Raw genomic sequence first — 22,782 nt, forward strand, 5'->3', positions numbered from 1 at the left:
GGGCACTTCCGACAGGCTGGTTCCGCGGGCCACCGTGGAGATGTGAGGAGTGGACAATGAATGTCGACTGGAAGACACTGAGCGACCGCGCCTTCGGCGTTGCCGAATGGATGTCGATGCCGCTGCCGAGGAAAAATCCGGCGCTGCCACGCGGTCCCAAAATGCCGTCGTCCCTGCAGACCATGTGGTGGCTGATCTGGCCGAATCCTTTCCTCGAGTCGTGCCGCAAACGTTATGGGGTGCGCTTCACGCTGGACCTGCTGACCCAGCCTCCGATGGTGTTTCTCAGTAGTCCAGGCGAGGTCAAGGAATTGATGAAGGCGGCACCGGATGTCGTTCTGCCCGGTGCCGGTGGTTCGGTGCTGCGGACGGCGTTGGGAGACAGTTCGATCATCACACTGGACGGGGACGGTCACCTCGAGCATCGGCGTCTCATGGCACCGGCCTTTCACGGCGCGAAGATCGAACGACTGGCTCCGCTGATGGAGTCGGTGACCGATCGCTACTTGGCGCGGATGCCTCGAGACGAGCAGTTCCCGATCCATCACGATCTGCAAGCTCTGACACTGGAGATCATTATGCGGGCCACCTTCGGCCTGCCCGAGGGTACGCGGTTGAATCGAATTTCTGAGCTGATTCGATCGGCAATCACGTTCGCCGAGAGCCCTCTGTTCGCCCTGCCCGCTACCCGAACCATGCCGGTGATTCGGCGGGCCTGGTCGTCGTTCAACGACACACTCCAGCGCATAGATCACGAGATCTACGCGCTGATAGCCGAGCGACGGGAAGCCCGCGTAACCGGCGCGGACGACTCCGACGGTGTGGACTTGCTCAGTGTGCTGCTCGACGCCCACCACGACGACGGGGCGCCGATGAACGATATCGAGATCCGAGACGAACTGCTGACCATGGTGGTGGCCGGTCACGAGACGACCGCATCCCAGATCGGCTGGGCCTTATTGCTTCTCGCTAGAAACCCGGCGGTACAACGGCGGCTGTACGAGGAGCTGACCGAAGGGGAGGACGGTGGCCACGACTATCTTCAGGCCACAATCCAAGAGGTCCTCCGCTCGGACATGGCCACCCCACATCCAGAGCCGCGGGTGGTCGCCCGCCCGATCGTCATCGGCGGAGTCGAGTACCCCTCGGGAGTGACGCTGCAGGCGCACGGGCATCTGATTCATCACGACCCGGACGTCTATCCGGATCCGGAAGTCTTTCGGCCGGAACGGTTCCTGGGTTCGCGTCCGGTTCCCTACTCCTGGATTCCCTTCGGCGGCGGCCGTCGCCGCTGCATCGGCTCCAATCTGGCCATGCTCGAGATGAGGCTCGTCCTTCGGAAGATTCTGCTTCACTGCGAAGTCCGCCAGGTCGGCGCGGGGTTCGAACGTGGCCAGCGGCGTGCCATCACCTCCAGCCCGGCCAGAGGCGCGGTGGTGGTGCTGCACGATCGGCCGCATTCGATCGAATTGCGAACCCCAACCAGCGCGCAGCGCTCGGATGCGCTGCGTTGTCCCGTCGCCCATCCCTGAACGGAGCACCCACCTCGTGATCACCTACCACCTCGAGGGCAAAGCCTGATCCCGTGGCCAGATACTGGGATCCGCCTTCCGACCGCGTCGCCGAGCTCATCCGAGTCGGTGCCGGCTCGATGCTGGACAAACCGAAGACCGCCTACGAGGCCCTGGATACGGCTGTCTTCGCCTCGTCGAATACCTGGTTGTCGACGCAACCGCGCTTGATGGAGGCCCTGCGCGCGGCCGTGCGGGCAAACTTCGCGCACTGGGCGACGGCGAATATCAAGGCGCCTGGCATGCCAGTCACCGCGAATCTAGGACCGGAGAACGTCGATCTGGCACGCGACGTCGTGCGGCACGGCTTCGATAGCGCGATCTTCGCCAGCTTCCACGCCGCCCAGAATGCCGCGGTCCAGCTGTGGACGGTGAAGGCGTTCGAGGTGACCCGCGATCCGGACGAACTGCAGGAGCTTCTGGACGCAGTGGTGCGGTCGATCTTCGCCTACATCGACGACACGCATGCCGCACTGCACGCGATGGTCGACGACGAGCGCGGCCAATTCGCCGATGTCGATCACGCGGCACGGATGGAGGCCGTCGGGCTGATCCTCGAGGGCGCCCCGATCGGCGTCCGCCGCGCGAGCCAGCGCCTGCGCTACGAGCTGGACCGGCACCACCTCGCCGCAATCGTCTGGAGCGAGGGGAATTCCCGAGATCCGGGACAGTTGGAGCGCGCGGTGACGGCGTTGGTACAGGCCACCGGAGCGACGCGGCCGCTGACCATTCTCACCGGCCCGACGACCATGTGGGTGTGGATTTCGATGGCCACCGAATTGCAGGTCGGCGAGATCCGCGAAGTACTGGCGGTCGAGCACTGGACTCGAATGGCGATCGGTACGCCGGGGTCCGGGCTCGCGGGGTTCCGGCGCAGCCATCTCGATGCCCTTGTCACCCAGCGGATCATGCGCAGTTTTCCACCCGAAACTCGCATCGCGACCTACGACGAGATCGAAGTGGTTGCATTGGCGACCGCCGACATGGACCGCGCCATCGAATTCGTCAGCCGCACCCTGGGTCCTCTGGTGACCGCGGACCGGGACCTGCGCGAAACCTTGCGGATCTATCTGCGCGAGGGCCTGAGCACCACCCAGACCGCGAAAGCGCTTTATGCGCACCGCAACACGATCATCAATCGCCTCGACCGGGCACGCGCGCTGCTGCCGCACGGGCTGGAACAACGCACTCTGCAGATTGCCTTGGCTCTCGAGATGGCACAGGTGATCGGCCCGCCGGTCCGCGATCCGGCACTCACAATTCAATAACCGCCTATTACTATCCGAAAGAATCAGCAGTGAGCCACTACAAGAGCAATATTCGCGATATCGAATTCAACCTGTTCGAAGTCCTCGGTGTCGGCGATCTTCTCGACAACGGGTTGTACGGTGACCTGGATTCCGCGACCGTCCGCCACATTCTTGACGAAGTCGCCCGGTTGGCGGAGGGGCCGATCGCGGAATCCTACGCGTCGGCCGACCGTGAACCGGTGGTCTTCGACTCGGCGAAGCACGAGGTGGTGCTTCCGGAGGGTCTGCGCAAGTCGGTGCTAGCGCTCAAAGAATCCGGGTGGTCTCGCTTGGGTCTCCCGGAAGAAATGGGAGGTGTGCCGGCTCCCATGCCGATGGTCTGGGCTGTGCGTGAGATGCTGCACGTTGCCAACTCCGCCGCGAGTTTCTTCGACTTGGGCCCGCAGATGTCGCAGGTGCTGTTCGAAGTAGGCACTCCGCAGCAAAGACACTGGGCTGCAGCGGGTCTCGAACGCGGCTGGGCGGGGACGATGGTGCTCACCGAACCCGATGCCGGTTCTGACGTCGGCGCAGGCCGCACGAAGGCCATCGCGCAGCCCGACGGGATCTGGCATATCCAGGGTGTCAAACGGTTCATCTCCGGTGGTGACGTCGGCGATATGGCGGAAAACATCTTCCATCTGGTCCTGGCCCGGCCAGAAGGTGCGAGCCAGGGTACCAAGGGTCTGAGCCTGTTCTATGTGCCGAAGTACCTTTTCGATCCACAGACCCTAGAATTGGGCGCTCGCAACGGCGTGTTCGTCACAGGTGTCGAGCACAAGATGGGCATCAAGTCCTCACCGACCTGCGAAGTGACTTTCGGCGGCACCGATATACCTGCCGTGGGCTGGCTGGTCGGCGGGATTCATGACGGCATCGCCCAAATGTTCCGCGTCATCGAGAACGCGCGAATGCTCGTGGGCACCAAATCCGCCGGCACGCTTTCGACCGGGTATCTGAATGCGCTCGACTACGCCAAACAGCGAATCCAGGGTGCGGATCTCACCCGGCAGGCAGACAAGTCGGCACCGCGGGTCACCGTGATCCGCCATCCCGAGGTTCGGCGCTCGCTGCTGCTCCAGAAGGCCTACGCGGAGGGTCTGCGATCGCTGTACATGTTCACCGCGGCTCATCAGGATTCGGTGCCCCAGCTGTCCGAAATGGTGTCGAACGCCGACCCTGACATGGCGGCGCGGGTAAACGATCTGTTGCTCCCCGTGGTCAAGGGATTCGGCTCCGAACGGGCCTACGACACCCTCAAGCTCAGTCTGCAGACCTTCGGAGGATCCGGATTCCTACAGGACTACCCGCTCGAGCAGTACATCCGCGACACCATGATCGACACCCTCTACGAGGGCACGACAGCAATCCAGTCCCAAGACCTCTTCTTCCGCAAGATCATTCGGGATCGCGGCAAGGCATTGGGCCATGTATTCGGACTCATCACCGCGCTGATCGAGAAGCGCGATCGTGACGGGCGACTGACGGCCGAACTCGCCCTGCTGGCAACCGCTCTCGATGATGTGCGCGCCATGGTCGAATCGCTCACCCGATACGTGGTGGCCGCGCAGGATGAGCCGACCGAGGTCTACAAAGTCGGTCTGGGAGCCGTCCGATTGTTGTTCGCGATCGGCGACCTCCTCGTCGGCTGGCGTCTGCTCGAACAGGCCCACGTCGCCCTCACCGCGTCAGCGAAGCACTCGACCGTGGAGGACAAGCACTTCTACGAAGGCAAGATCGCTGTCGCCTCGTACTTCTGCAAAAACGTGCTGCCCGAACTGTCCGCCACCCGCGCAGTTCTCGCGTCGATCGACAACGACGTGATGGCGCTGGACGACTGCGCTTTCTGATCAGGAGATTTCATGGCCTACGTCATCACCCAACGGTGTGTGAACGACACCAGCTGTATCGCCGAATGCCCCGTCGACTGTATCCGCCCGACACCCGACCAGCGTGAGTTCGCCAACGCGGAAATGCTCTACATCGACCCGGATGTCTGCATCAACTGCGGGGCGTGCGCCGATGCCTGTCCGGTCGACGCGATTCACTCCGAGGACGAGTTGGTGACTTCGCTGGCGCGCTTCAGGGAAGTCAATTCCGCCTTCTTCCAGCAGCATCCGTTGCGGCCACGGCCAGCCGCCGACCAGCGAGCCGCCGCGGCGATTCGAGTGGTGGAACACCCACCGCTGCGGGTGGTGATCGTAGGCTCGGGCCCCTCGGCGAGTTACGCCGCCGAGGCCCTGCTGGCGAGCGGGCGCACCGAGATCGACATGCTCGAACAACTGCCGACTCCGGGCGGTTTGATCCGAGCGGGGGTGGCGCCCGACCACCAGGAAACCAAGAGGATCGCTGACCTGTTCGAGAACAACCTCGACACCGACGCCTTCCGATACCACCTGAATGTCGAAGTGGGCAGGCATGTCAGCCACGATGAGCTCTTGCAGCACTACCACGCCGTCATCTACGCGACCGGAGCCTCCTCGGATCGCCGCCTGGCAATCCCGGGCGAGGACCTCCCAGGTAGTTACCCCGCGACCCATTTCGTCGGCTGGTACAACGGCCATCCCGATCATGCCGACCACACCTTCGACCTCTCGTGTGAGCGCGCCGTCATCGTCGGCAACGGCAACGTCGCCTTGGACATTGCCCGCATCCTCACCGTCGACCCGAACGAACTGGCGCGCACGGATATCGCAGACCACGCCTTGAAGGCACTGCGGGACAGCGCGGTCAGAGAAGTCATCCTCTTGGGCCGCCGTGGCGTCGCAGAAGCGGCCTACACCACACCGGAATTCATGGCTCTGCGCCACCTCCACGGTGTCGACGTCCTCGTCGACCACCGAGATCTGGCCTACAAGCGAGCCGCCCACGCGGCTTCCGAAGACCCGCAAGCGGAACACTGGCTCCGCCTGAAAATCCAACTGGCCGAGGAGTACGCCCGCCGCCCACCAACCTCGGGAAACAAGCGAATCACCCTCCGCTACCTCACATCTCCGGTAGAAGTCATTGGCTCCGACCACGCAACCGCCCTCCGCGTCGTGCGAAACGAACTGATCGACACCAATGGCATCCCCACCGCACACCCCACCAACGAGTTCGACTCCATCCCCACCAGGCTGATCCTGCGTTCCATCGGCTACCGCGGCCGCCCCATCCCCGATCTCCCCTTCGACGTCACCCGAGGCATCGTCCCCAACGACCGCGGCCGCGTCCTCCAGCCTGAGCGATCCCACCCGCGCACCTATGTCACCGGCTGGATCAAACGAGGTCCCCAAGGCGTCATCGGCACGAACAAGATCTGTGCACGCGAAACCGCAGCCACCCTCCTCAGCGACTTCCTCGCCGGCGCCCTCGCCGAACCTCCCCGCAACCGAGACGATTTCGCTGACCTCCTATCCCAGCGCCAACCAGATCTGATCGACCGTGAAGGGTGGCGTTTCATCGACGCCGCCGAACGTGACTCCGGCATACCCGCCAGGCGGCCGCGAGTGAAGTTCACCGCCATCCAAGACATGGTCGCAGCCGCGAAATCAGGACTGTCTGAAAGACGGCGGATCTGACCTTGGTCTGACTGGCCGAGCAGCTGCTGGCCCAGGCCAAACAGCAGGGGAGTGGAGTTGCTCGGCCCGGGCGGGTTGCTGAAACAACTCACCAAGAACGTGCTCGAAGTCGCTGTCGAGGCGGTGATGACCGAGCATGTGGGCTATGAGAAACACGACCCCGCCGGTCGTGGAACGGGTGACTCCTGCCACGATGGGCGATGAGATCCAGTCGGCCAGCCGCAGTAGGCCCGCAGGGTTCCGGGCCTGCGTCCGAACTCTCGGGGGGCGAAATCCGAGACGTGATCCGATGATTCGCTCGGCGCGGCGGCCTTATCGGGTGAGGTGTATCCCACCGAAGCCGTTAGTTCACCGTTTGGTTGGGTTGACAATGCGGAGGCTGGTGGCGCGCCCGAGGTGAGACACTTCGTCGTCCATGCGAGTCAGCAAGCCTGGGATATGGCGGCGAAGCGCCATGGCCGTGATGTCCGAATTGACAAGGGATCGCAAGCGGCCTACCCAGGCCACCCAACTCGGCACGTAGACATGACGTTTCCGCTGTTCCATGCCCCTCACGAATGCAGTCGCGCACTCCTCGGCCGACAGCGTGTTCCGCATAGGGCCCGGAAGCATCTCCAATATCTGCCGAAACGTGGAAAGGTCGGCCTTGGCGTCGCGAACCATAGGTGTATCGATCCACGACATGTGCGCTGAGCCGACGCCGACCCCGAATTGCTCCACTTCGAGCCGAAGGCAGTTGACGAAGTGCTCGGCGCCGGCCTTGCTCGCGTTGTAGGCCGCGAGTCCGGGCATGGCTGCGAACGCGCCGATCGATGACACCACGAGGATGTAGCCGCGGCGTTCGATCACCGCGGGCAACGCTGCCCGCACCGTATGGAACACGCCGAGCAGGTTGATGTCGAGCACCCTGGCGAAGGCATCCGGGTCGGTATGCAGGACTGAGCCGTAGCTCGCGATTCCCGCGTTGGCGATCACGAAATCGATACCGCCGAAACGCTCTACCGCGAGGTCGACGGCCTGTTGCATCGCATCGAGAAGGGTGACATCCCCGGCCACGGCCAACGCGACCTCGGCCCCGAGTTCGTCGGCCAGGGCGTAGAGCGCCGCGGTGTCGATGTCGATGAGCACAACCTTCGCGCCCTTGGCGACGAGTAGTCGCGCGGTAGCGGCGCCGATTCCATTGGCAGCGCCGGTGATTGCGACGACGGTGTCACGAACACTGGACATGGACTGTGACGCTAGCCATGGCGGGGCCTCGAGCACATGGCCTGAATGCACATCAGTGGTGGCAACGATGTGCATGCTGCCCAGTGGAGCGCGTCCGGGGCGACTTGATGGCCCCCCGAGGACGCTCCGTCGGCCTGTCGATCCCGCGCGCAGAGGGGCCCTTTTCGCCTGATCGTGGCCGGACGCGCCGCACATGATCCCCATGCGGGCGGGGTCGGATCATCGCCTGGCGTTCGCTACATCAGCTGGATGGCGGAGACGCCGTCCAGCAGCGCGTGATGCGTTTCGGTGTAGATCGCCAGGCGGCCGTCGGGCAGGCCGGAGAAGCCGCCGAGCAGCCGGCTGCGATGGCGGCGGAACCGGGGTTGAACGTCCGTGGCGGAAGTCGCTGTCATTCTTCCAGCTCGCCCGGGGCCGTCTGCACACGTTTCAGCGGCCGTTGACCGGTGTCGTCGCGCCGTCGCAGAGCATCCAGGAGCGGGCTTTCGGAGCTGGCCGACTTGTACCTGGTACGGAGCGGAGCTTGGGCGAGCGCCTCGAGCACCCTGGTCGTTCCAGTGACTTCCAACTCGGTCAGCGCGATCAGATGATCCAGGCTCAGCAGTTCGAAGAACACGCTGCTGCGATGCGGCCCGTCGAGCGAGGGTGTGAACTTCTGCCTCGCCTCCCGGAGGTGCCGGGCTCTGTCGAGCATGCGACTTCGATAGTCCGCGAGGAGTTTTCGCACCGACTGTGGCGGAAGGAGATTTCCCAGGAACAATCGCATCATCATGTGGTGCCGCATGTCCGTGCCGGGGATGGGAGCGCCGAGCCGGAGCAGGAGCGCGTTGGAGCCGGTGGGCGCGATCGAATAGACCTGCTTGTTGGGCCGCCCGTCCTGGATGACTGTCTCCTTTTGCACGAAGCCGCGGCGTTCGAGCTCCCGAAGCTTCGGGTAGACCTGCGTGCGCGGCGTCTCCCACCATGGTGAGAGTGCCCGGGCGTAGTGCGTTCCGATCTCGTAGCCGGTCATCGGCCGAATGCTGAGCAGTCCCAGAAGCGCGAGTTCCAAGTCGGACAACGTCGCTGCCGGTTGTGAATGGTCCTGTGAATGAGCGCCATTCGTGATCATGTCGGTCTCCTTGGTTCGTTCCGGCGGCGGTGAGGGTCTGGTACACCTGAGGTCTTGACATAGTGTGGAATCACAATATGCTGAGTTCATACTAAACCGCGTCGACGAGGAGGCGGTCGTGACGACGCTCATGCGGGAACTCGATCAGCGGGCCGAGGAGAATCCCTCGGTCATCGCATGCCGGATCGGGAACCGATCACAGACTTTTGGCGAACTGGCCCAGCAGGTGCGGCTGTTCGCGGCGGCATTGCTCGAACTCGGATTGGAGCCGGGGGACAGGGTCAGCCTGTACCTTCCGAACTCGGTCGAGTACGTCACCTGCTGGTACGGAGCGATGCGTGCGGGCATGGTCGCGAACCCGATCAATGCCGCGCTCTCACCGCGTGAAGTGGAGTTTCTGCTCGACGACAGCGGTGCCCAGGTGCTCGTGACCACTGCGAATCTCGCCGGGAAGCTCGGCGAAATCCTCTCGGAGAGAACAGAACTGCGTCTGATCGTCGCTGACGCGGATATCTCGGCGTCCGGTCTGACGCTGGCGGATCTGCTCACCGGCGGTGAACGGGATGTGCCATATCCCCCCGGGGATGCCGCCGCCTGCCTGCCCTACAGCTCGGGTACGACCGGCAGGCCGAAAGGTGTAGTGCATTCCCATGATTCGCTGTCCGCGCAAGCGGTTCTTTCGGCGAACGCGCTGCAGCTGCGCACTGGCGACATCCTTGTGCACGCGTTGCCATTGGTGCACTTGTTCGCCGGAAACATCGTGATGGGCGGACTGTTGGTGGCCGGAGCCACGATGGTCGTGCAACCTAGCTTCGATCCATCGGGTTTCGTCGACCTGCTCGCGGAAACTCGAGCGACCGCGTGTGCGGGTGTTCCGGCCAACTACGCCATGCTTACGCGGCTGCCGGACGACAACGTTCGACTCGGCCCGACTGATGCGCTTCAGGTCGCGTTCAGCGCGGGAGCCCCGCTGCCGACGGCGATCCGGGAAGGTTTCCGAGCGCGATTCGGCGCACCCGTTCTGAACTGCTACGGCATTACCGAAGCGGGTGGGAACCTGGCCGCGTCGCTGCGGTATGGGGAGACCCCCGACCTCTCGTGCGGGATCGTCTACCCTCGCACCGAACTGCGGATCGTGGACTCGGACGACAATCCGGTCCCGGCCGGCGAGGTGGGCGAGCTCGTCGCCCGCGGCCCGCAGATCATGACCGGCTACTGGCGGCGCCCCTCTGCCACGGCCCAGGCACTGCGCGGCGGCTGGTTCCACACTGGCGACTTGGCGCGCTTCGACGCCGACGGCTACCTCTACATCGTCGACCGGCGCAACGACCTGATCGTGAGCGGCGGATACAACGTCTATCCCGCCGAGGTCGAGGATGTGCTCCAGGAGCATCCCGGCGTGGAGTCCTGTGCCGTCTTCGGTATCGAGGACTCGGTGAAGGGTGAAAAACCCTGGGCTGCCGTTGTTCCCGCGAACGCGGCGGTCGACGTGGAGTCGCTCGAGAGCTTCTGTCGAGAGCGCCTGGCGGCATACAAGGTCCCGCGCCGATTCGTCGTGGTCGACGAGATTCCCCGCAACTCTCTGGGCAAGCTGCAGCGCGGCGTTCTGCGCAAGCGCTATTCCCCCGAATCGTCGTCGTCTACTTCCACTTCATGAGCCGAAAGGACCGCTGATGCCCAAATACGTCTTCCACCTGCAGGTCAAGGAACACCAGCTCGACCGCCTCCAGCGGCTGAACGAGGAATACCGTGACGACTTCGAGCGCGTCGTCCCGGTCATCCCCGGTCTGCGCGGCATCGAGAAGTACTTGGTCGGCACCGACTACGTCGAATTGATCGACTACGACGGCAGTTTTGCCGACTTCGGTGCGGCGATGGCGGCCGACCCGGCCCTGCGCAAGTTCATGCGCAGCGTCAACGACTGCTTCACCACCCCGCTACGCGAAATGACCACCCGGCAGATGGCCACCATACAGACCCTGCCCTGACGGTCTCCATCCGATCGAGAAACGAAGGGAAGTAACGATTCTCATGGCATACGACTACGGCCTCATCATCGGAGGCCAGGAGCGCGCCGCCTCCGACGGCGGCACCATCGAGGTCACCGGCCCCGCCACTGGCGAGGTGATCGGCAGTATCGCCTCGGCCACCGCCGCCGACGTGGACGCCGCGGTGGCCGCCGCGAAGGAAGCCGCACCGAGCTGGGCGGCGACCACCCAGTTCCGGCGGGCCGGATACCTCCATGCCCTGGCCAAGGCGGTCACCGCGCACGCCGACGAACTCGCCACCATCGAAACCCGGGACATGGGCAAGCCATACACGATCAGCCGCAAGGTCGATCTTCGCACCGCTCCTGAGGCGATCGAATACTTCGCCGGGATGGCGGGCAAGACCGAAGGCCGCACAGTGCCGGTGCCCGGACGGTTCGTCAACTACACCGTGCGCGAACCCTTCGGCATCGTCGCCGGCGTAATTCCCTGGAATTACCCGCTGCTACAAGCGATCTGGAAGATCGCACCGGCGATCATGGCGGGCAACACAGTCGTGCTCAAGCCTGCCGAACGGGCACCGCTGTCCCCCATGGCGCTGGTGCGGTTGTGTCAGGAAGCCGGAATTCCGCCGGGCGTGGTCAACGCCGTCCCCGGCTACGGCAAGACGACCGGCACGGCGCTCTGCGCACACCCGGACGTCTCGTTCATCGCCTTCACCGGATCGGTGGAAACCGGTCGCGCCATCCAGCGCGCCGCAGCCGAACGCGTCATCCCCGTCACCCTCGAGCTCGGCGGCAAGAGCCCGAACATCGTCTTCGACGACGTAGAACCCAAAGCCGCTGCGCAACTGGCCTACTCGGCGATCTTCAGCAATATGGGCGAGGTCTGCACCGCCGGGTCCCGGCTGCTGGTGCACGAGTCCATCCACGGCCAAGTCGTCGACGCGCTACTCGGACTGATCGAGTCACAGACGGTGATCGGCGACCCGATGGACCCGTCCACCACCCTCGGCCCGCTGATCGACCACGAGCACCTCGCCCGCGTCCAGGGCTACGTGGACCGCGCCCGCAACAGTGGCGCCAAACTCCTCACCGGCGGCGGCACCCGCAAGATCGACGGCCTGAGCGAACTGTTCTTCGAACCAACGGTTTTCGACCACGTCGACAACAACAGCGAACTGGCCCAAGACGAGGTCTTCGGCCCGGTGCTGTCGGTGATGAGCTTCGGATCCGAAGACGAGGCCGTCGAACTGGCCAATGCTGTCGACTACGGCCTCGCCGCGGTCGTGCAGACCCGGGACGTGGGCCGCGCCCACCGGGTCGCCGGACGCCTGCAGGCCGGCAACGTCTGGATCAACTCCTGGGGCAATGTGCATTCGGCCTCCCCGTATGGCGGCTACAAGCGCAGCGGCCACGGCCGCGAGATGGGCTTCTCGATCATGGACGCCTTCACCCAGGAGAAGAACGTCTGGGTCAGCACCCGATGACCTTCCCGAACTTCGTGCCATCCGGCCGAAAGCCCCTCACCTGTAAGGAGACAACGCAGTGACCGCGACGACAGCGCAGCCGATCACCGAAGCGGACGGCAGTCCGCCCGTGAGCTGGAAGGAGATGATGGCGGTCTTCCTGGCCCGCCAGATCCGCGACACCGACCGCATCTGCTCGGGCGCCCACACCGAGATCTCCTTCGCCGCGACGATGCTGGCGCAGAAGACGCACGCACCCAATCTGAAGCTGCAGCTCGGCGGCGGCGCGTTCCTGTGTAACGTGGCCGACCGCGAAATCGACGAGCTGCCGCGCACCTCGGTGGACTTCCGCATCATGAACTGGGCGGAGGCGTACTTCGAGCACCACGACACCTTCAACCACTACGGCGCACCCGGCGGCCGCGACTACTACGAGAACATCGACAACTGGCGCAGCACCAACAAGTACTTCTTCGCCGACAAGTTCTTCGTCGGCGGCATCCAGGTCGACAAGCACGGCAACGTCAACCTCATCGGCGTCGGCGACAAGAACGGCTACCGCTTCCGCGGACCCGGCAGCGTCGGCATCAACGACGTCACCTCGGTGCGCGACGCGTTCGTGTTCATGACCGCCCACGACCGCCAACGGTGCGTCGAGCAGGTCGACTTCGTCTCCATGCCGGGACCGAAGACATACCGCGAGAAGGACTTGTCGGGCAACGGACCGCAGTTCATCGTCACCCCGCTCGGCGTCTTCGACTTCACCGGACCGGACCAGACCGCGGCGCTCGTCGGCGTCTTCCCCGGCCACACCGAGGAGGAGATCGCCCAGCACACCGGCTGGGAGATCGTGAAATCCCCGCACTTCACCATCCATGAACCCCCCAGCCCGGCCGAATTGTCGGTGCTGCGCAACGAGATCGACCGCAAAGGAGTGTTGCAGCGATGACCAGAGGAGCTCAACTGCTGCAGACCGGGCCCATCGACCTGCCCGACGGCCCACCGGCGCGTCGGGAGGTCGTCGCCTCCGCCGCGGACGTGGTGTCCCGTGTCCACGACGGTGACACCGTCGCCATCGGCGGATTCGTCACCGCCAATCACCCCATGCCGCTGGTGCGCGAACTGGTTCGGCAGGGCAAGAAGGATCTGACCATCATCGGTTCGGCCACAGCGGGTTTGGAGATCGACCTGCTGATCGGCGCCGGCGTGGTGCGCAAGCTGATCGCACCGTACTGCGGTGCCGAGCTGTACTCGGCGGTCGGCAGCTGTTTCCGGGCCGCGGTCGAGTCGGGGCAGATCGAACTGTGGGAGAACTCCGAGTACATCCTCTACGCGGGGCTGCAGGCCCGCGCAATGGGGCAGGAGTTCATGGCCTGGCGTGGCGGTATCGGGAGCAGCATTCCCGAACTGAACGACGACCTGGTGGTGTTCGACAATCCGCTCGGTGACGGCAAGCAGTACATCGCCGTCCCGGCGATTCCGGTGGACTGGACCTTCCTGCACGTCGGTGAGGCCGACAAGTACGGGAATGGACGGCATCCTGGTGCACGCTTCGGCGATCGCCTGATGGCCCGCGCGGCGGACCGGGTAGCGCTGACCACCGAGCGGCTGGTCGACAACGAGGACATCCGATCGAATCCGATCATGACCTCGGTGCCCTACGCCGACGCGGTGGTGGTGGCGCCCTACGGTTCACACCCCTACGCGTCGCACGGCTACTACGCCGAAGATGCCGCGCACATCGAGGAGTACGTGCGCGCGACCGCGGGTGTCCGCAAGGGCGACCGCAGCGGCCTGGACGCCTACCTCGCCAAGTGGGTGACCGGTCCGGCGGACCAGGATGCCTACATCGGCAATGTCGATCCGGCCACGCTGCGCGCGCTGGAAGCCGAGTACGCGCAATTGACCGGGGCTCGTGGAGCGCTTTCCGGTGACTGATACGACGCTGTTGCGTCCCGACGCGTGGCAGCAGGACGGACCCGACCGGGTCCGCCTGCTCGCCACGCGGTGCGGACACTGCAAACACCTGATTTTCCCGCCGGCGCCGTCCTGTCCGGCGTGCTGGGAACGCGACCATTTGCGTATCGAATCGCTGCCGAAAAACGGTGTGCTGCATTCGTTCACGGTCGTGCACACCCCCGGTGACGGAATCGCCGCACCGTATGCGGTCGGACTCATCGACTACGACGGCGGAGTGCGGATCTGCGGACGCATCTGCGGTGAGGCTCCTCTGACCGCCGGCATGCCGATGGAAGCGATCCCCGGCAGCATCCGCGAGGGCGAGCACGCACTGGCGGGCTGGATGTTTCGACCGGTCACGAATTCGCTGGAGTCCTCATGAGCTCGACAGCCCACATTATCGGGGTCGGTATGACCCCGTTCGAGCGCGGCGAGCGAACCATCGAATCGATGGGCGCTGCCGCAGCGCTGGATGCCCTGGCTGAGGCAGGGGCGCGCCCGACCGTGATCGATGCCGTGTACTGCGGCAACGTCTACGGCGGGATGCTTCCGGCCCACCGGATCGCCGCCGCGCTCGGCCTGACCGGGCGCCCGTGCTACAACCTGGAAGCTGCCTGCTCGAGTTCCGCTGTGGCGCTGAACCTCGCGGTTCAGGCCGTGCGAAATCGGCAATACGACACCGTGCTCGTGATCGGGGTGGAGCGCCTGTCCGTCTTTCCCGGCGGAACGCTTCGTCTCAATCCAGACGACTTGGATGTCATTCAAGGTGTCACGATGCCCGCCCACTACGCCATGCGGGCGCAGGCGTATCTCGCCGAAACCGGTGCCACCACCGCGGATCTCGCGGCGGTGGCCGTCAAGAACCGCGGCAACGGTGCCAAGAACCCGCGCGCTCGTTTCCGGGCGGAGACGACCGTGGCGGAGGTCTTGGACTCCCGGCCGGTGGCTGATCCGCTCACCCTGCTGCAATGCTGCGGTTCCTCCGATGGCGCGGCGGCGGTGGTCGTGTCGCGCTATCGCGGCCCGCAGACACCGACCGTCTCGGTCCTTGCCAGCCAACTCAGTTCCGGCACCACCGGATCGCACGACATGGCCCGCGAATCGCTCACCACCCGCGTCGCGACAGCTGCCTACCGCGAGGCGGGGATCCGGCCCGACGATCTGGATGTTGTGGAAGTGCACGATGCCTTCAGCATCGCCGAGTTGCTGTATTACGAAGCGCTGGGTCTCTGTGGTTTCGGGGAAGCACCGGCCTTGCTGGCTTCCGGATACACCTCGCGCGGCGGCGCCTGTCCGGTCAACCCCGGCGGCGGACTGCTCTCACGCGGGCACCCTATCGGCGCGACCGGACTCGCCCAAGTGGTGGAGGTCGTCGAATGGCTGCGCCTGCCGCGGACCGACGGAACCCGCGACCCCGAAGTCGGATTGACCCATTGCACCGGCGGCGGCATTACCGGTTACGACCATGCTGCCTGCGCCATCCACGTATTCGCTCGAACCTGATACCGGCCCGGCGGCTCACTGGAGTACCCATGAAATACGAAGATGTAGCGATTCCGCTCGGCGACGCCTGGTCCTCTCCTTTCGCCAAATGGCAAGGTTCGCTGGCGGAAGTGTCCAGTCTGGATCTGGCCGTCGCGGTGACCGGGCGGGCGTTGGCCGAGCGAGACTTGGACCCCGCCTGGTTCGACGGCATCGTGTTGGGCACGACTGTGCCGCAGCCAAATCTGTTCTACGGTGCGCCCACACTTGCCGCTCGGCTCGGTGCGACGGGTCTGACCGGGCCGATGGTGAGCCAGGCGTGCGCGACGAGCGTTGCCGCGTTGCATGCGGCGGCGGGCGCGGTAGCGGCGGGCGCGACCCGGCAGCTCGTGGTGGTGGCCGACCGCACCTCCAATGGGCCGGCGCTGATTTATCCATCCAGCCGTGGGCAGGGCGGTGCTCCGGTGATCACCCACTGGGTGCTCGACGCGTTCGCCCGCGATCCCTGGGCCGGTCAGGCGATGCTCGCCACCGCTGAAGCGGTCGCGGCCGAGAACGGTATCACCCGTGACGAACTCGATGACCTGACCGCGTTGCGGTGGGAACAGTACAAGGCCGCCCTGGCCGACGATCGCGCATTCCAGCGCCGCTATCAGGTGCCGGTGGAGATCAAGGGGCGCAGGGAAAGCGTCCTCCTCGACGCCGACGAGGGCGTACGCGCCAAGGAACGCACAGTGATCGGCGCCCTGCCGCCCGCGGCTTCCGACGGGATCCACACCTTCGCCGCACAGACCCATCCATCGGACGGGTGCGCGGGCGCTGTCGTCACCAGCCGCGAGGAAGCCCGACGGCGATCCCAGGCGGGGATCGTCAGAATTCTGAGCAGCGCTGTCGCCCGGGTGCGGAAAGCCCGCATGCCCGAAGCGCCGGTCCCCGCCGCCCGAGGCGCACTCGACGCCGCCGGACTGAAGTTCACCGACCTGCACGCGATCACCACGCACAACCCCTTCGCGGTGAACGACGTGTACTTCTGCCGGGAAACCGGGGTCGATCCGACCGATATGAACGCCTTCGGATGCAGCTTGATCTTCGGACATCCCCAGGGCCCCACGGGGTTACGGTCGATCACCGAGCTGATCGAAACGTTGCGGCTGCGGGGCGGGGGAGTGGGCTTGTTCACCGGTTGCGCGGCGGGAGACACAGGCGCCGCCCTCGTGCTGGAAGTGACAGACCGATGAGCACAACGCTGCATCCGACGTTCAGCCAGCCGCGGATCGCCGTGGCGCGAGAACCGGACGGGCGCGTCCGGCTGTGGTCCACAGAAGCTCTCGAACCGCACTCCGTCAGCGTTGTGCACGACTTTCGTGCCGGATCGACGCGACATCCGGACCGCTTGCTGATCGCGGAGAAGGCCGGAGGGGAATGGAGAACCTTGTCGTGGGGTGAGGCCCGAACCTGGGTCGATCGCATCGCCCAGGGGCTGCTCGACCGTGGGCTCACGGAGCGCCCACTGATGATCCTGGCCGGAAACAGCACAGCCAATCTGGTCATCACGCTTGCCGCGATGACCCTCGGTGTGCCCGTCGTCCCCACCAGCGTCGCCTACTCCTTACACAGCGGCGATCATCACCAGTTGCGAGCGATGGCCGACCTGGTCGACCCCGGCGTAATCCTCACCGGTGGACCGGAATTCGAGGCGGCGACAGCAGCAATCGCGGACCGGCGCACCGTGGTCGGTCTAGATCGGCGGATGCCCGGAACCCTCACGCTGGACGAGCTCGCCGCCGCACCCACCGTCCACATCGATCGCCGATGCGCAGCACTTCGCTCCGACGACGTAGCCAAGATCCTGTTCACTTCCGGCTCGACCGGAACGCCCAAAGGCGTGATCACGACGCACGGCATGATGTCGGCCAACCAGCAACAGCTGCGGCAGATCTGGCCCTTCCTGACGGCTGAGCCACCGGTGCTGCTGGATTGGCTTCCCTGGAGCCACACCTTCGGCGGCAGTCACAACCTCAACCTGGTACTCACCAACGGCGGATCCTTGTGGATCGACGACGGTGGCATCGGGCCGGGACTGATCGAACGGACCGTCACCAACCTGCGCTCGGCTCGGCCCAATCTGTACTTCAACGTGCCCGCCGGGTACGCCGCGCTGCTGCCGATACTGGAGCGCGAACCCGACACCGCGCGCGCCATTCTGGCCCGATTACGCTTCGCGTTCTTCGCGGGCGCTGGATTGCCGCAGCAACTGTGGGAAAGACTGGGCGCGTTGGCCCGAGCCCACGGGTCGACCATGCAGCTCACCTCCTCCTGGGGATCCACCGAATCCTGCCCGGTCGCGACTTCGGTGCATTTCGCCACCGATCGCAGCGCCTGCATCGGCTTGCCGGTGCCCGGTGTGGAACTGGCGCTGGTCCCGACCGGGAACACCACCGAAGCACGGCTGCGCGGCCCGAACCTCACCCCGGGCTACCACCGGCGGCCCGACCTCGCCGCGAGCGCCTTCGACGAGCAAGGGTTCTTCCGCACCGGTGATGCGGTCACCTTGGCCGATCCCGAAGACCCATTGGCGGGCTTGATATTCCGCGGGCGCATCGCCGAGGATTTCAAGCTGGCCACCGGCACCTTTGTCACGGTCGGGACCTTGCGGCTGCGCTTGCTCTCCGCCGCGCGAGGACTGCTGAACGACGCCGTGATCTGCGGCGAAAATGCCGAATACGTGAGCGCTCTCGTGTGGCTGCATCCCGATCACCGCGGGCGGCTCGCCGCCGACGCCGTCCCCGACCCGGCGCTGCGCCAGGAGCTGTCCGCCGCATTGCAACGGCTGGCCGACGAAGGCGGCGGCACCTCGCAACGGGTCGAACGCCTCGCAATCCTGACCGAGCCGCCCTCCGTCGATGCTCGCGAGATCACCGACAAGGGCTACATCAACCAGCGCGCGGTGCGCGGCGGCCGGGACCAGGACGTGCGTCTGTTGTACACCGACCCGTGTCCCGCGTGCGTGGTCGTCCGGCAATGATCAGCCGGATCGCCACTCGCACAGCAGATTTCCGCTCGGAGGGAGTGCCCCGCTCATGCCTGTCAGCGCCGATGTGATCGGCACCGAATTGCCGCCACTGACCATGACCATAGACCCCGGACGGGTCCGATTCTTCGCCAAAGCCATTGGTGAGTGCCTGCCCGACGGCCTCGACGCGGCCGATATCGCGGTGCCGCCGACCTTTCTCTTCGCGCTCGAACTCGAACAAACCGACCCATTCGCGTGGTTGACAGCGCTCGGCGTGGACCTCTCGCTGGTCTTGCACGGCAGCCAGCAGTTCATCTACCACACGACCGCCAAGGCGGGCGAAACGCTCATCGCCCGGCCCCGCATCGTGGACGTGTACTCGAAGAAGAGCGGAGCCCTCGAGTTCATCGTCAAACAGACGGCGGTGACCCGCAAGGACGGAACACCGGTCGCCGATCTTGTCTCCACCCTGGTGATCCGGCACCCGGAGGCCGCACGATGACCGCCGACCTGCCCCCGGCCGGAATCTCCGATCGCGTTATGGGAGAGCAACTCCCGCGGCTGCGACTGCCGTCGATCAGCCGCGCCACCCTCGCGCTGTTCGCCGGTGCGTCCGGTGATCACAACCCCATCCACATCGATCTCGACGCTGCCCACGCCGCCGGACTGGACGACGTCTTCGCGCACGGGATGCTCTCCATGGCCTATATCGGTCGGCTGTTAACGAATTGGGTTGCACAGGAACGCATCCGAACCTTCACGGCACGATTCGTCACCATTACTCCCGTCGGAGCCGAGCCGACGTGCACCGGTCGCGTCACGCGCATCGCCGACGGTGTCGCCACCGTCGAATTCGCGGTCACCCTCGCCGACGGCACCACCACGGTCACCGGCGAAGCCACCCTATGCTGACAAGGACCCTCGAATGTCAACTCTCACAGAAAAATCCGCTATCGTCTCCGGTGCGGGCCGGGGGATCGGGCGCGAGATCGCACTCAAGCTGGCGCGCGCGGGCGCGAGCGTCGTTGTGAACGACCTCGACGCGGAACCCGCCAAGGAAACAGTCGCCGCCATCGAAGCCCTGGGCGGCCGGGCCGTCGCGGTTCCCGGCAGTGTCACCGCTCCAGGCTTCGCGGATGCGTTCGTCGGCGCGGCCGTCGACAGCTTCGGTGCGCTCGACATCATTGTCAACAACGCCGGATACACCTGGGACGGTGTGATCCAGAAGGTGACCGACGAACAGTGGGACGCCATCCTCGACGTCCACCTCACCGCCCCCTTCCGGATCCTGCGTGCGGCTCAGCCGGTCATCTCGGCGGCGGTGAAGCAGGCGAGATCCGCGGGCGCGGCGGTGCCCTGCCGCAAGGTGGTGAACGTGTCGTCGATCGCGGGGCTGGGCGGCAACGCCGGGCAGGTCAACTACGCTGCGGCGAAAGCCGGAATTCTCGGAGTGACAAAGACTCTCGCCAGGGAATGGGGCCGCTACAACGTGACCGTCAACGCGGTCGCGTTCGGTCTGATCAAGACCCGGCTGACGGAGGCGCCCACCGGCGGGGACAGCACCATCGACGTGTCCGGCCGCGAGATCCGCGTCGGCGTCAATCCCGATCTGCTCGCCGAGATGGAACGGTCCATCCCGCTCGGCCGAGGCGGCACACCCGAGGACGCCGCCAATGCCGTGTACCTGCTGTGCATTCCCGAATCCGACTATGTGAGCGGCCAAACCCTGGTATGCGGCGGCGGTTTCACACTCTGAGAGGGCCGCCCGTGATCGACGGATACGAGGTCATCGATGCCCATATGCATACGGCACGGTTGAGCTCACTGCCACGCGCATGGCTCGACTGGGCCGACGAATACTCTCGCGATCAGGACTGGCGGGGCGTGTACGACAGCGATCGCGTCGACCCGGGCGCACTCGACGCCCTGCTGGCGGAGCAGGGCGTCGACCACGGCCTGCTCTTCTGTGAATACAGCCCCGCGGTGACCGGTGCGCAGCGCATCGAAGATCTGCTGGCGATACGTGCGGGCAACCCCCGGCGGTTCAGTCTGGTCGCGAACATCAACCCGCACATCCACTTTCCTCCCGTCACGGAATTGCGCCGGCAGCTCGATCTCGGTGCGGTGACCTTGAAACTGCACCCTGTGCACGGCCGGTTCGACCCCGGTGACCGGGAGCTCTATCCTGTGTACGTCCACTGCGCCGACCACGGTATCCCGATCATCGTCCACTCGGGTGTCTCGAGCTTTCCCGGTGCGCGAACCAGCTGCGGCAATCCCGAACTCCTGCTCGATGTCGCCGACTACTTCCGGGATCTGAACATCGTCATCGCCCACGGCGGCCGAGGCTGGTGGTACGACGTCGCCGCATTCATGGCGCTGACCAAAGCCAATGTGTGGCTCGACCTTTCGGGCCTGCCGCCGAAGCTGCTGCCCGAGTACTACGCCCGCCAGGATATGAATCGGCTGGCCCGAAAGATGATCTTCGGGACCGATTGGCCCGGCGTTCCGAGTATACGGCGCAATGTCGAATCGCTGATCGGACTCGGCTGGCCGTCGGAGGTCGTCACCGCCGTGCTGTCGGGCAACGCGCGATCGGTGTTCACCCGCATCGGCTCGACCCTCGAATAGGCAAACCGACCACACATCGACGGCATCGCTGGGCAACCCGCACTTCCCCGCGACAACACCCCGACCTGACGATTACCTCGTCAGCGCCGACGAAGGAGTAGATATGGCAGCCGCGAGCACGGTACCGAGCGCAGGTCGGGAAACATTCTGGCGCAGTGATTTACGGCTGTGGCGGCTGTCCGCCTGGAGTGCATACGTCTACGTCTTCGGCGTTGTCCTGGGTGGAATCGTGCTCGCACGGTTCGTTCCACCACCGCGCGAGAACTGGACGGCCGAGCACACCGCGGAGTTCTTCCGCGACCACGAGATCGGCGTTCGCGCGGGCATGGAGGTCGTTCTGGCCGTCTACATGCTGTACGCGATCTTCAGCCTCGGTGTCGCTCAGCTGATGAAACACATCGAGCCGGACGGCGGCTTCCTGCACCGGATACAACTCCTCGGCGGTGTCCTGACCGCCATCATCACCATGCTGTGCGCGACCTTCTGGCTGCTGGCCAGCTTCCGCGCCGACTCCCGTTCGCCGGAGGACATCCAGCTGCTCAACGACACCGGCTGGATGATATTCGACATCACCATCATGGCGACCATCGTGCAGTTCGTCGCCTTCGGCGCCGCCTGCCTGATCGACGACGGCCGCCGCGCACCGCTGGTCCCGCGCTGGCTCGGCTACCTGTCGTTCTTCTTCGCCTTCACCTATCTGTCCGAATTCTTCATGCCCTCGCTGCAGACCGGACCGTTCTCCTGGCAGGGGCTGCTGTCGCTGTACGTGGCAATGGCGACCTTCGGCGTATGGATCAGTCTTGTCGCGCTCTACATGCTGCGCGCGGTCAAGACCGTCGAGAACGAACAGGCTGCTCCGTGACGGACAGCCCCACGCGAACGCATACGCCGACCGACGATCCGAATGCCCCGCGTCGCGTCCCCGGCGAAGAAGGCCTGTGGGTATTCATCCTCGGGGACATGACGATCTTCGCCCTGCTGTTCGGGGCCTTCCTCCTCGCGCGGCGGGATCATCCCGCCGAATTCGCCAGTGGTGGAACAGAACTGAATATCGCCTTCGGCACGGCCAACACCATTGTGCTGCTGACGAGCTCGGTACTCGTCGCATCGGCCGCACAGGCGCACCGTGCCCACCGCGCCGCGGCGGCCACCGCTCTTCTCCTCGGCGCTATCGGTTGTGGACTGGTCTTCGTCGTCTTGAAGGTCTTCGAATGGAGCGAGGTGCTCGGCGAGCATCCTCATCCGGCCGACAACCCGTTCTACACCTACTATTTTGGCTTGACCGGCCTGCACCTGCTGCACCTGGTCCTCGGCACCGGCGCGCTCCTGCTGGTGCGGAGAGCGATGGGCCGCGATGCGCCACACCGGCGCGATCGGTTGCTCATCGAGGCGGGCAGCACCTACTGGCACATGGTCGACCTGCTCTGGATCATTATCTTCCCCCTCGTCTACCTGGTTCCCGCATGATCACGCGCACAAGCAC

At 65.1% G+C, this 22,782-nt stretch carries 22 protein-coding genes and 1 pseudogene; 20 read left to right on the forward strand and 3 right to left on the reverse strand.

Annotation, left to right across the window (positions count from 1 at the left end; genetic code table 11):
- Nucleotides 1-56: 56 nt before the first annotated feature.
- The 5 genes and pseudogenes from NAM01S_RS24085 to NAM01S_RS35270 form a co-directional block, all read left to right on the forward strand.
- Nucleotides 57-1,532: a cytochrome P450 gene (locus NAM01S_RS24085; RefSeq protein ID WP_067788940.1), complete on the forward strand. Its 1,476-nt coding sequence runs from the start codon at nt 57-59 to the stop codon at nt 1,530-1,532.
- A 53-nt stretch (nt 1,533-1,585) separates the two neighbouring features.
- Entirely contained in the window at nt 1,586-2,839 is a 1,254-nt protein-coding gene (locus tag NAM01S_RS24090; protein ID WP_084483240.1) for a PucR family transcriptional regulator, read from the forward strand.
- A gap of 29 nt (nt 2,840-2,868) precedes the next feature.
- Entirely contained in the window at nt 2,869-4,710 is a 1,842-nt protein-coding gene (locus tag NAM01S_RS24095; protein WP_067788943.1) for an acyl-CoA dehydrogenase, read from the forward strand.
- Nucleotides 4,711-4,722: 12 nt separating this feature from the next.
- The gene (locus tag NAM01S_RS24100; protein WP_067788946.1) at nt 4,723-6,420 is read left to right on the forward strand and encodes a 4Fe-4S binding protein; all 1,698 of its coding nucleotides are present in this window, start codon (nt 4,723-4,725) and stop codon (nt 6,418-6,420) included.
- An 11-nt stretch (nt 6,421-6,431) separates the two neighbouring features.
- Nucleotides 6,432-6,606: pseudogene (locus NAM01S_RS35270) on the forward strand (IS256 family transposase); the annotation flags it as partial.
- Between the two features lie 162 nt (nt 6,607-6,768).
- Here NAM01S_RS35270 and NAM01S_RS24105 read toward each other — a convergent pair.
- The 3 genes from NAM01S_RS24105 to NAM01S_RS24110 all read right to left on the reverse strand — a co-directional run bounded on the left by NAM01S_RS24105 (nt 6,769) and on the right by NAM01S_RS24110 (nt 8,758).
- Nucleotides 6,769-7,647 carry an SDR family oxidoreductase gene (locus tag NAM01S_RS24105; protein WP_067788949.1) on the reverse strand — a complete coding sequence of 293 codons (879 nt, stop codon included), beginning with the start codon at nt 7,645-7,647 and terminating at the stop codon, nt 6,769-6,771.
- A gap of 236 nt (nt 7,648-7,883) precedes the next feature.
- Complete coding sequence (locus NAM01S_RS37395; protein ID WP_157107880.1) at nt 7,884-8,042, reverse strand: wax ester/triacylglycerol synthase domain-containing protein; 159 nt, start codon at nt 8,040-8,042, stop codon at nt 7,884-7,886.
- Nucleotides 8,039-8,758, reverse strand: a complete 720-nt coding sequence (locus tag NAM01S_RS24110) for a PadR family transcriptional regulator (protein ID WP_169810892.1) — start codon at nt 8,756-8,758, stop codon at nt 8,039-8,041. The genes NAM01S_RS37395 and NAM01S_RS24110 overlap by 4 nt, the downstream gene beginning before the upstream one ends.
- Before the next feature lie 64 nt (nt 8,759-8,822).
- Between NAM01S_RS24110 and NAM01S_RS24115 the strand changes: the two genes are divergently transcribed.
- The 15 genes from NAM01S_RS24115 (at nt 8,823) to NAM01S_RS24185 (ending at nt 22,766) form a co-directional block, all read left to right on the forward strand.
- Complete coding sequence (locus NAM01S_RS24115; RefSeq protein ID WP_169810893.1) at nt 8,823-10,415, forward strand: class I adenylate-forming enzyme family protein; 1,593 nt, start codon at nt 8,823-8,825, stop codon at nt 10,413-10,415.
- A gap of 16 nt (nt 10,416-10,431) precedes the next feature.
- Nucleotides 10,432-10,746, forward strand: coding sequence for a hypothetical protein (locus NAM01S_RS24120; RefSeq protein ID WP_067788955.1), 315 nt, complete (start codon nt 10,432-10,434; stop codon nt 10,744-10,746).
- 43 nt (nt 10,747-10,789) lie between these two features.
- Complete coding sequence (locus tag NAM01S_RS24125; RefSeq protein ID WP_067788957.1) at nt 10,790-12,235, forward strand: aldehyde dehydrogenase family protein; 1,446 nt, start codon at nt 10,790-10,792, stop codon at nt 12,233-12,235.
- Nucleotides 12,236-12,293: 58 nt separating this feature from the next.
- Entirely contained in the window at nt 12,294-13,163 is an 870-nt protein-coding gene (locus NAM01S_RS24130; protein ID WP_067788960.1) for a hypothetical protein, read from the forward strand.
- Nucleotides 13,160-14,152 (forward strand): CoA transferase subunit A, encoded by a 993-nt coding sequence (locus NAM01S_RS24135; RefSeq protein WP_067788962.1) that lies wholly within the window; start codon nt 13,160-13,162, stop codon nt 14,150-14,152. Before NAM01S_RS24130 ends, NAM01S_RS24135 begins: the two co-directional genes overlap by 4 nt.
- On the forward strand, nt 14,145-14,555 hold the full coding sequence (locus NAM01S_RS24140) for a Zn-ribbon domain-containing OB-fold protein (protein ID WP_169810894.1): 411 nt from the start codon (nt 14,145-14,147) through the stop codon (nt 14,553-14,555). Before NAM01S_RS24135 ends, NAM01S_RS24140 begins: the two co-directional genes overlap by 8 nt.
- Nucleotides 14,552-15,676 (forward strand): thiolase family protein, encoded by a 1,125-nt coding sequence (locus tag NAM01S_RS24145; RefSeq protein ID WP_067788967.1) that lies wholly within the window; start codon nt 14,552-14,554, stop codon nt 15,674-15,676. Before NAM01S_RS24140 ends, NAM01S_RS24145 begins: the two co-directional genes overlap by 4 nt.
- 29 nt (nt 15,677-15,705) lie before the next feature.
- Nucleotides 15,706-16,893 carry a thiolase family protein gene (locus NAM01S_RS24150; protein ID WP_067788970.1) on the forward strand — a complete coding sequence of 396 codons (1,188 nt, stop codon included), beginning with the start codon at nt 15,706-15,708 and terminating at the stop codon, nt 16,891-16,893.
- The gene (locus NAM01S_RS24155; RefSeq protein WP_067788973.1) at nt 16,890-18,680 is read left to right on the forward strand and encodes an AMP-binding protein; all 1,791 of its coding nucleotides are present in this window, start codon (nt 16,890-16,892) and stop codon (nt 18,678-18,680) included. The genes NAM01S_RS24150 and NAM01S_RS24155 overlap by 4 nt, the downstream gene beginning before the upstream one ends.
- A gap of 55 nt (nt 18,681-18,735) precedes the next feature.
- Nucleotides 18,736-19,170, forward strand: coding sequence for an FAS1-like dehydratase domain-containing protein (locus NAM01S_RS24160; protein ID WP_067788976.1), 435 nt, complete (start codon nt 18,736-18,738; stop codon nt 19,168-19,170).
- A gap of 38 nt (nt 19,171-19,208) precedes the next feature.
- A complete protein-coding gene (locus NAM01S_RS24165; RefSeq protein WP_174554853.1) occupies nt 19,209-19,580 on the forward strand; it encodes a MaoC/PaaZ C-terminal domain-containing protein in 372 nt (123 codons plus the stop codon).
- Between the two features lie 13 nt (nt 19,581-19,593).
- Nucleotides 19,594-20,424: an SDR family NAD(P)-dependent oxidoreductase gene (locus NAM01S_RS24170; RefSeq protein WP_067788981.1), complete on the forward strand. Its 831-nt coding sequence runs from the start codon at nt 19,594-19,596 to the stop codon at nt 20,422-20,424.
- Nucleotides 20,425-20,435: 11 nt separating this feature from the next.
- A complete protein-coding gene (locus NAM01S_RS24175) occupies nt 20,436-21,299 on the forward strand; it encodes an amidohydrolase family protein (RefSeq protein ID WP_067788985.1) in 864 nt (287 codons plus the stop codon).
- 103 nt (nt 21,300-21,402) lie between these two features.
- Nucleotides 21,403-22,161 (forward strand): hypothetical protein, encoded by a 759-nt coding sequence (locus tag NAM01S_RS24180; RefSeq protein WP_157107882.1) that lies wholly within the window; start codon nt 21,403-21,405, stop codon nt 22,159-22,161.
- A complete protein-coding gene (locus NAM01S_RS24185; RefSeq protein ID WP_084483242.1) occupies nt 22,089-22,766 on the forward strand; it encodes a cytochrome c oxidase subunit 3 in 678 nt (225 codons plus the stop codon). The genes NAM01S_RS24180 and NAM01S_RS24185 overlap by 73 nt, the downstream gene beginning before the upstream one ends.
- Nucleotides 22,767-22,782: the final 16 nt, after the last annotated feature.

It is taken from the genome of Nocardia amikacinitolerans NBRC 108937 (genome assembly GCF_001612615.1).
GTDB classification, from domain to species: Bacteria; Actinomycetota; Actinomycetes; order Mycobacteriales; family Mycobacteriaceae; genus Nocardia; species Nocardia amikacinitolerans.

Excerpts from the sequence above, each read along its gene's own strand:
- NAM01S_RS24085 (WP_067788940.1), top strand. The coding sequence starts at position 57 with ATGAATGTCGACTGGAAGACACTGAGCGACCGCGCCTTCGGCGTTGCC.
- NAM01S_RS24100 (WP_067788946.1), top strand. The coding sequence starts at position 4,723 with ATGGCCTACGTCATCACCCAACGGTGTGTGAACGACACCAGCTGTATC.
- NAM01S_RS24105 (WP_067788949.1), bottom strand. The coding sequence starts at position 7,647 with ATGTCCAGTGTTCGTGACACCGTCGTCGCAATCACCGGCGCTGCCAAT.
- NAM01S_RS37395 (WP_157107880.1), bottom strand. The coding sequence starts at position 8,042 with ATGACAGCGACTTCCGCCACGGACGTTCAACCCCGGTTCCGCCGCCAT.
- NAM01S_RS24110 (WP_169810892.1), bottom strand. The coding sequence starts at position 8,758 with ATGATCACGAATGGCGCTCATTCACAGGACCATTCACAACCGGCAGCG.
- NAM01S_RS24120 (WP_067788955.1), top strand. The coding sequence starts at position 10,432 with ATGCCCAAATACGTCTTCCACCTGCAGGTCAAGGAACACCAGCTCGAC.
- NAM01S_RS24125 (WP_067788957.1), top strand. The coding sequence starts at position 10,790 with ATGGCATACGACTACGGCCTCATCATCGGAGGCCAGGAGCGCGCCGCC.
- NAM01S_RS24135 (WP_067788962.1), top strand. The coding sequence starts at position 13,160 with ATGACCAGAGGAGCTCAACTGCTGCAGACCGGGCCCATCGACCTGCCC.
- NAM01S_RS24145 (WP_067788967.1), top strand. The coding sequence starts at position 14,552 with ATGAGCTCGACAGCCCACATTATCGGGGTCGGTATGACCCCGTTCGAG.
- NAM01S_RS24150 (WP_067788970.1), top strand. The coding sequence starts at position 15,706 with ATGAAATACGAAGATGTAGCGATTCCGCTCGGCGACGCCTGGTCCTCT.
- NAM01S_RS24155 (WP_067788973.1), top strand. The coding sequence starts at position 16,890 with ATGAGCACAACGCTGCATCCGACGTTCAGCCAGCCGCGGATCGCCGTG.
- NAM01S_RS24160 (WP_067788976.1), top strand. The coding sequence starts at position 18,736 with ATGCCTGTCAGCGCCGATGTGATCGGCACCGAATTGCCGCCACTGACC.
- NAM01S_RS24165 (WP_174554853.1), top strand. The coding sequence starts at position 19,209 with ATGGGAGAGCAACTCCCGCGGCTGCGACTGCCGTCGATCAGCCGCGCC.
- NAM01S_RS24170 (WP_067788981.1), top strand. The coding sequence starts at position 19,594 with ATGTCAACTCTCACAGAAAAATCCGCTATCGTCTCCGGTGCGGGCCGG.
- NAM01S_RS24180 (WP_157107882.1), top strand. The coding sequence starts at position 21,403 with ATGGCAGCCGCGAGCACGGTACCGAGCGCAGGTCGGGAAACATTCTGG.
- NAM01S_RS24185 (WP_084483242.1), top strand. The coding sequence starts at position 22,089 with ATGGATCAGTCTTGTCGCGCTCTACATGCTGCGCGCGGTCAAGACCGT.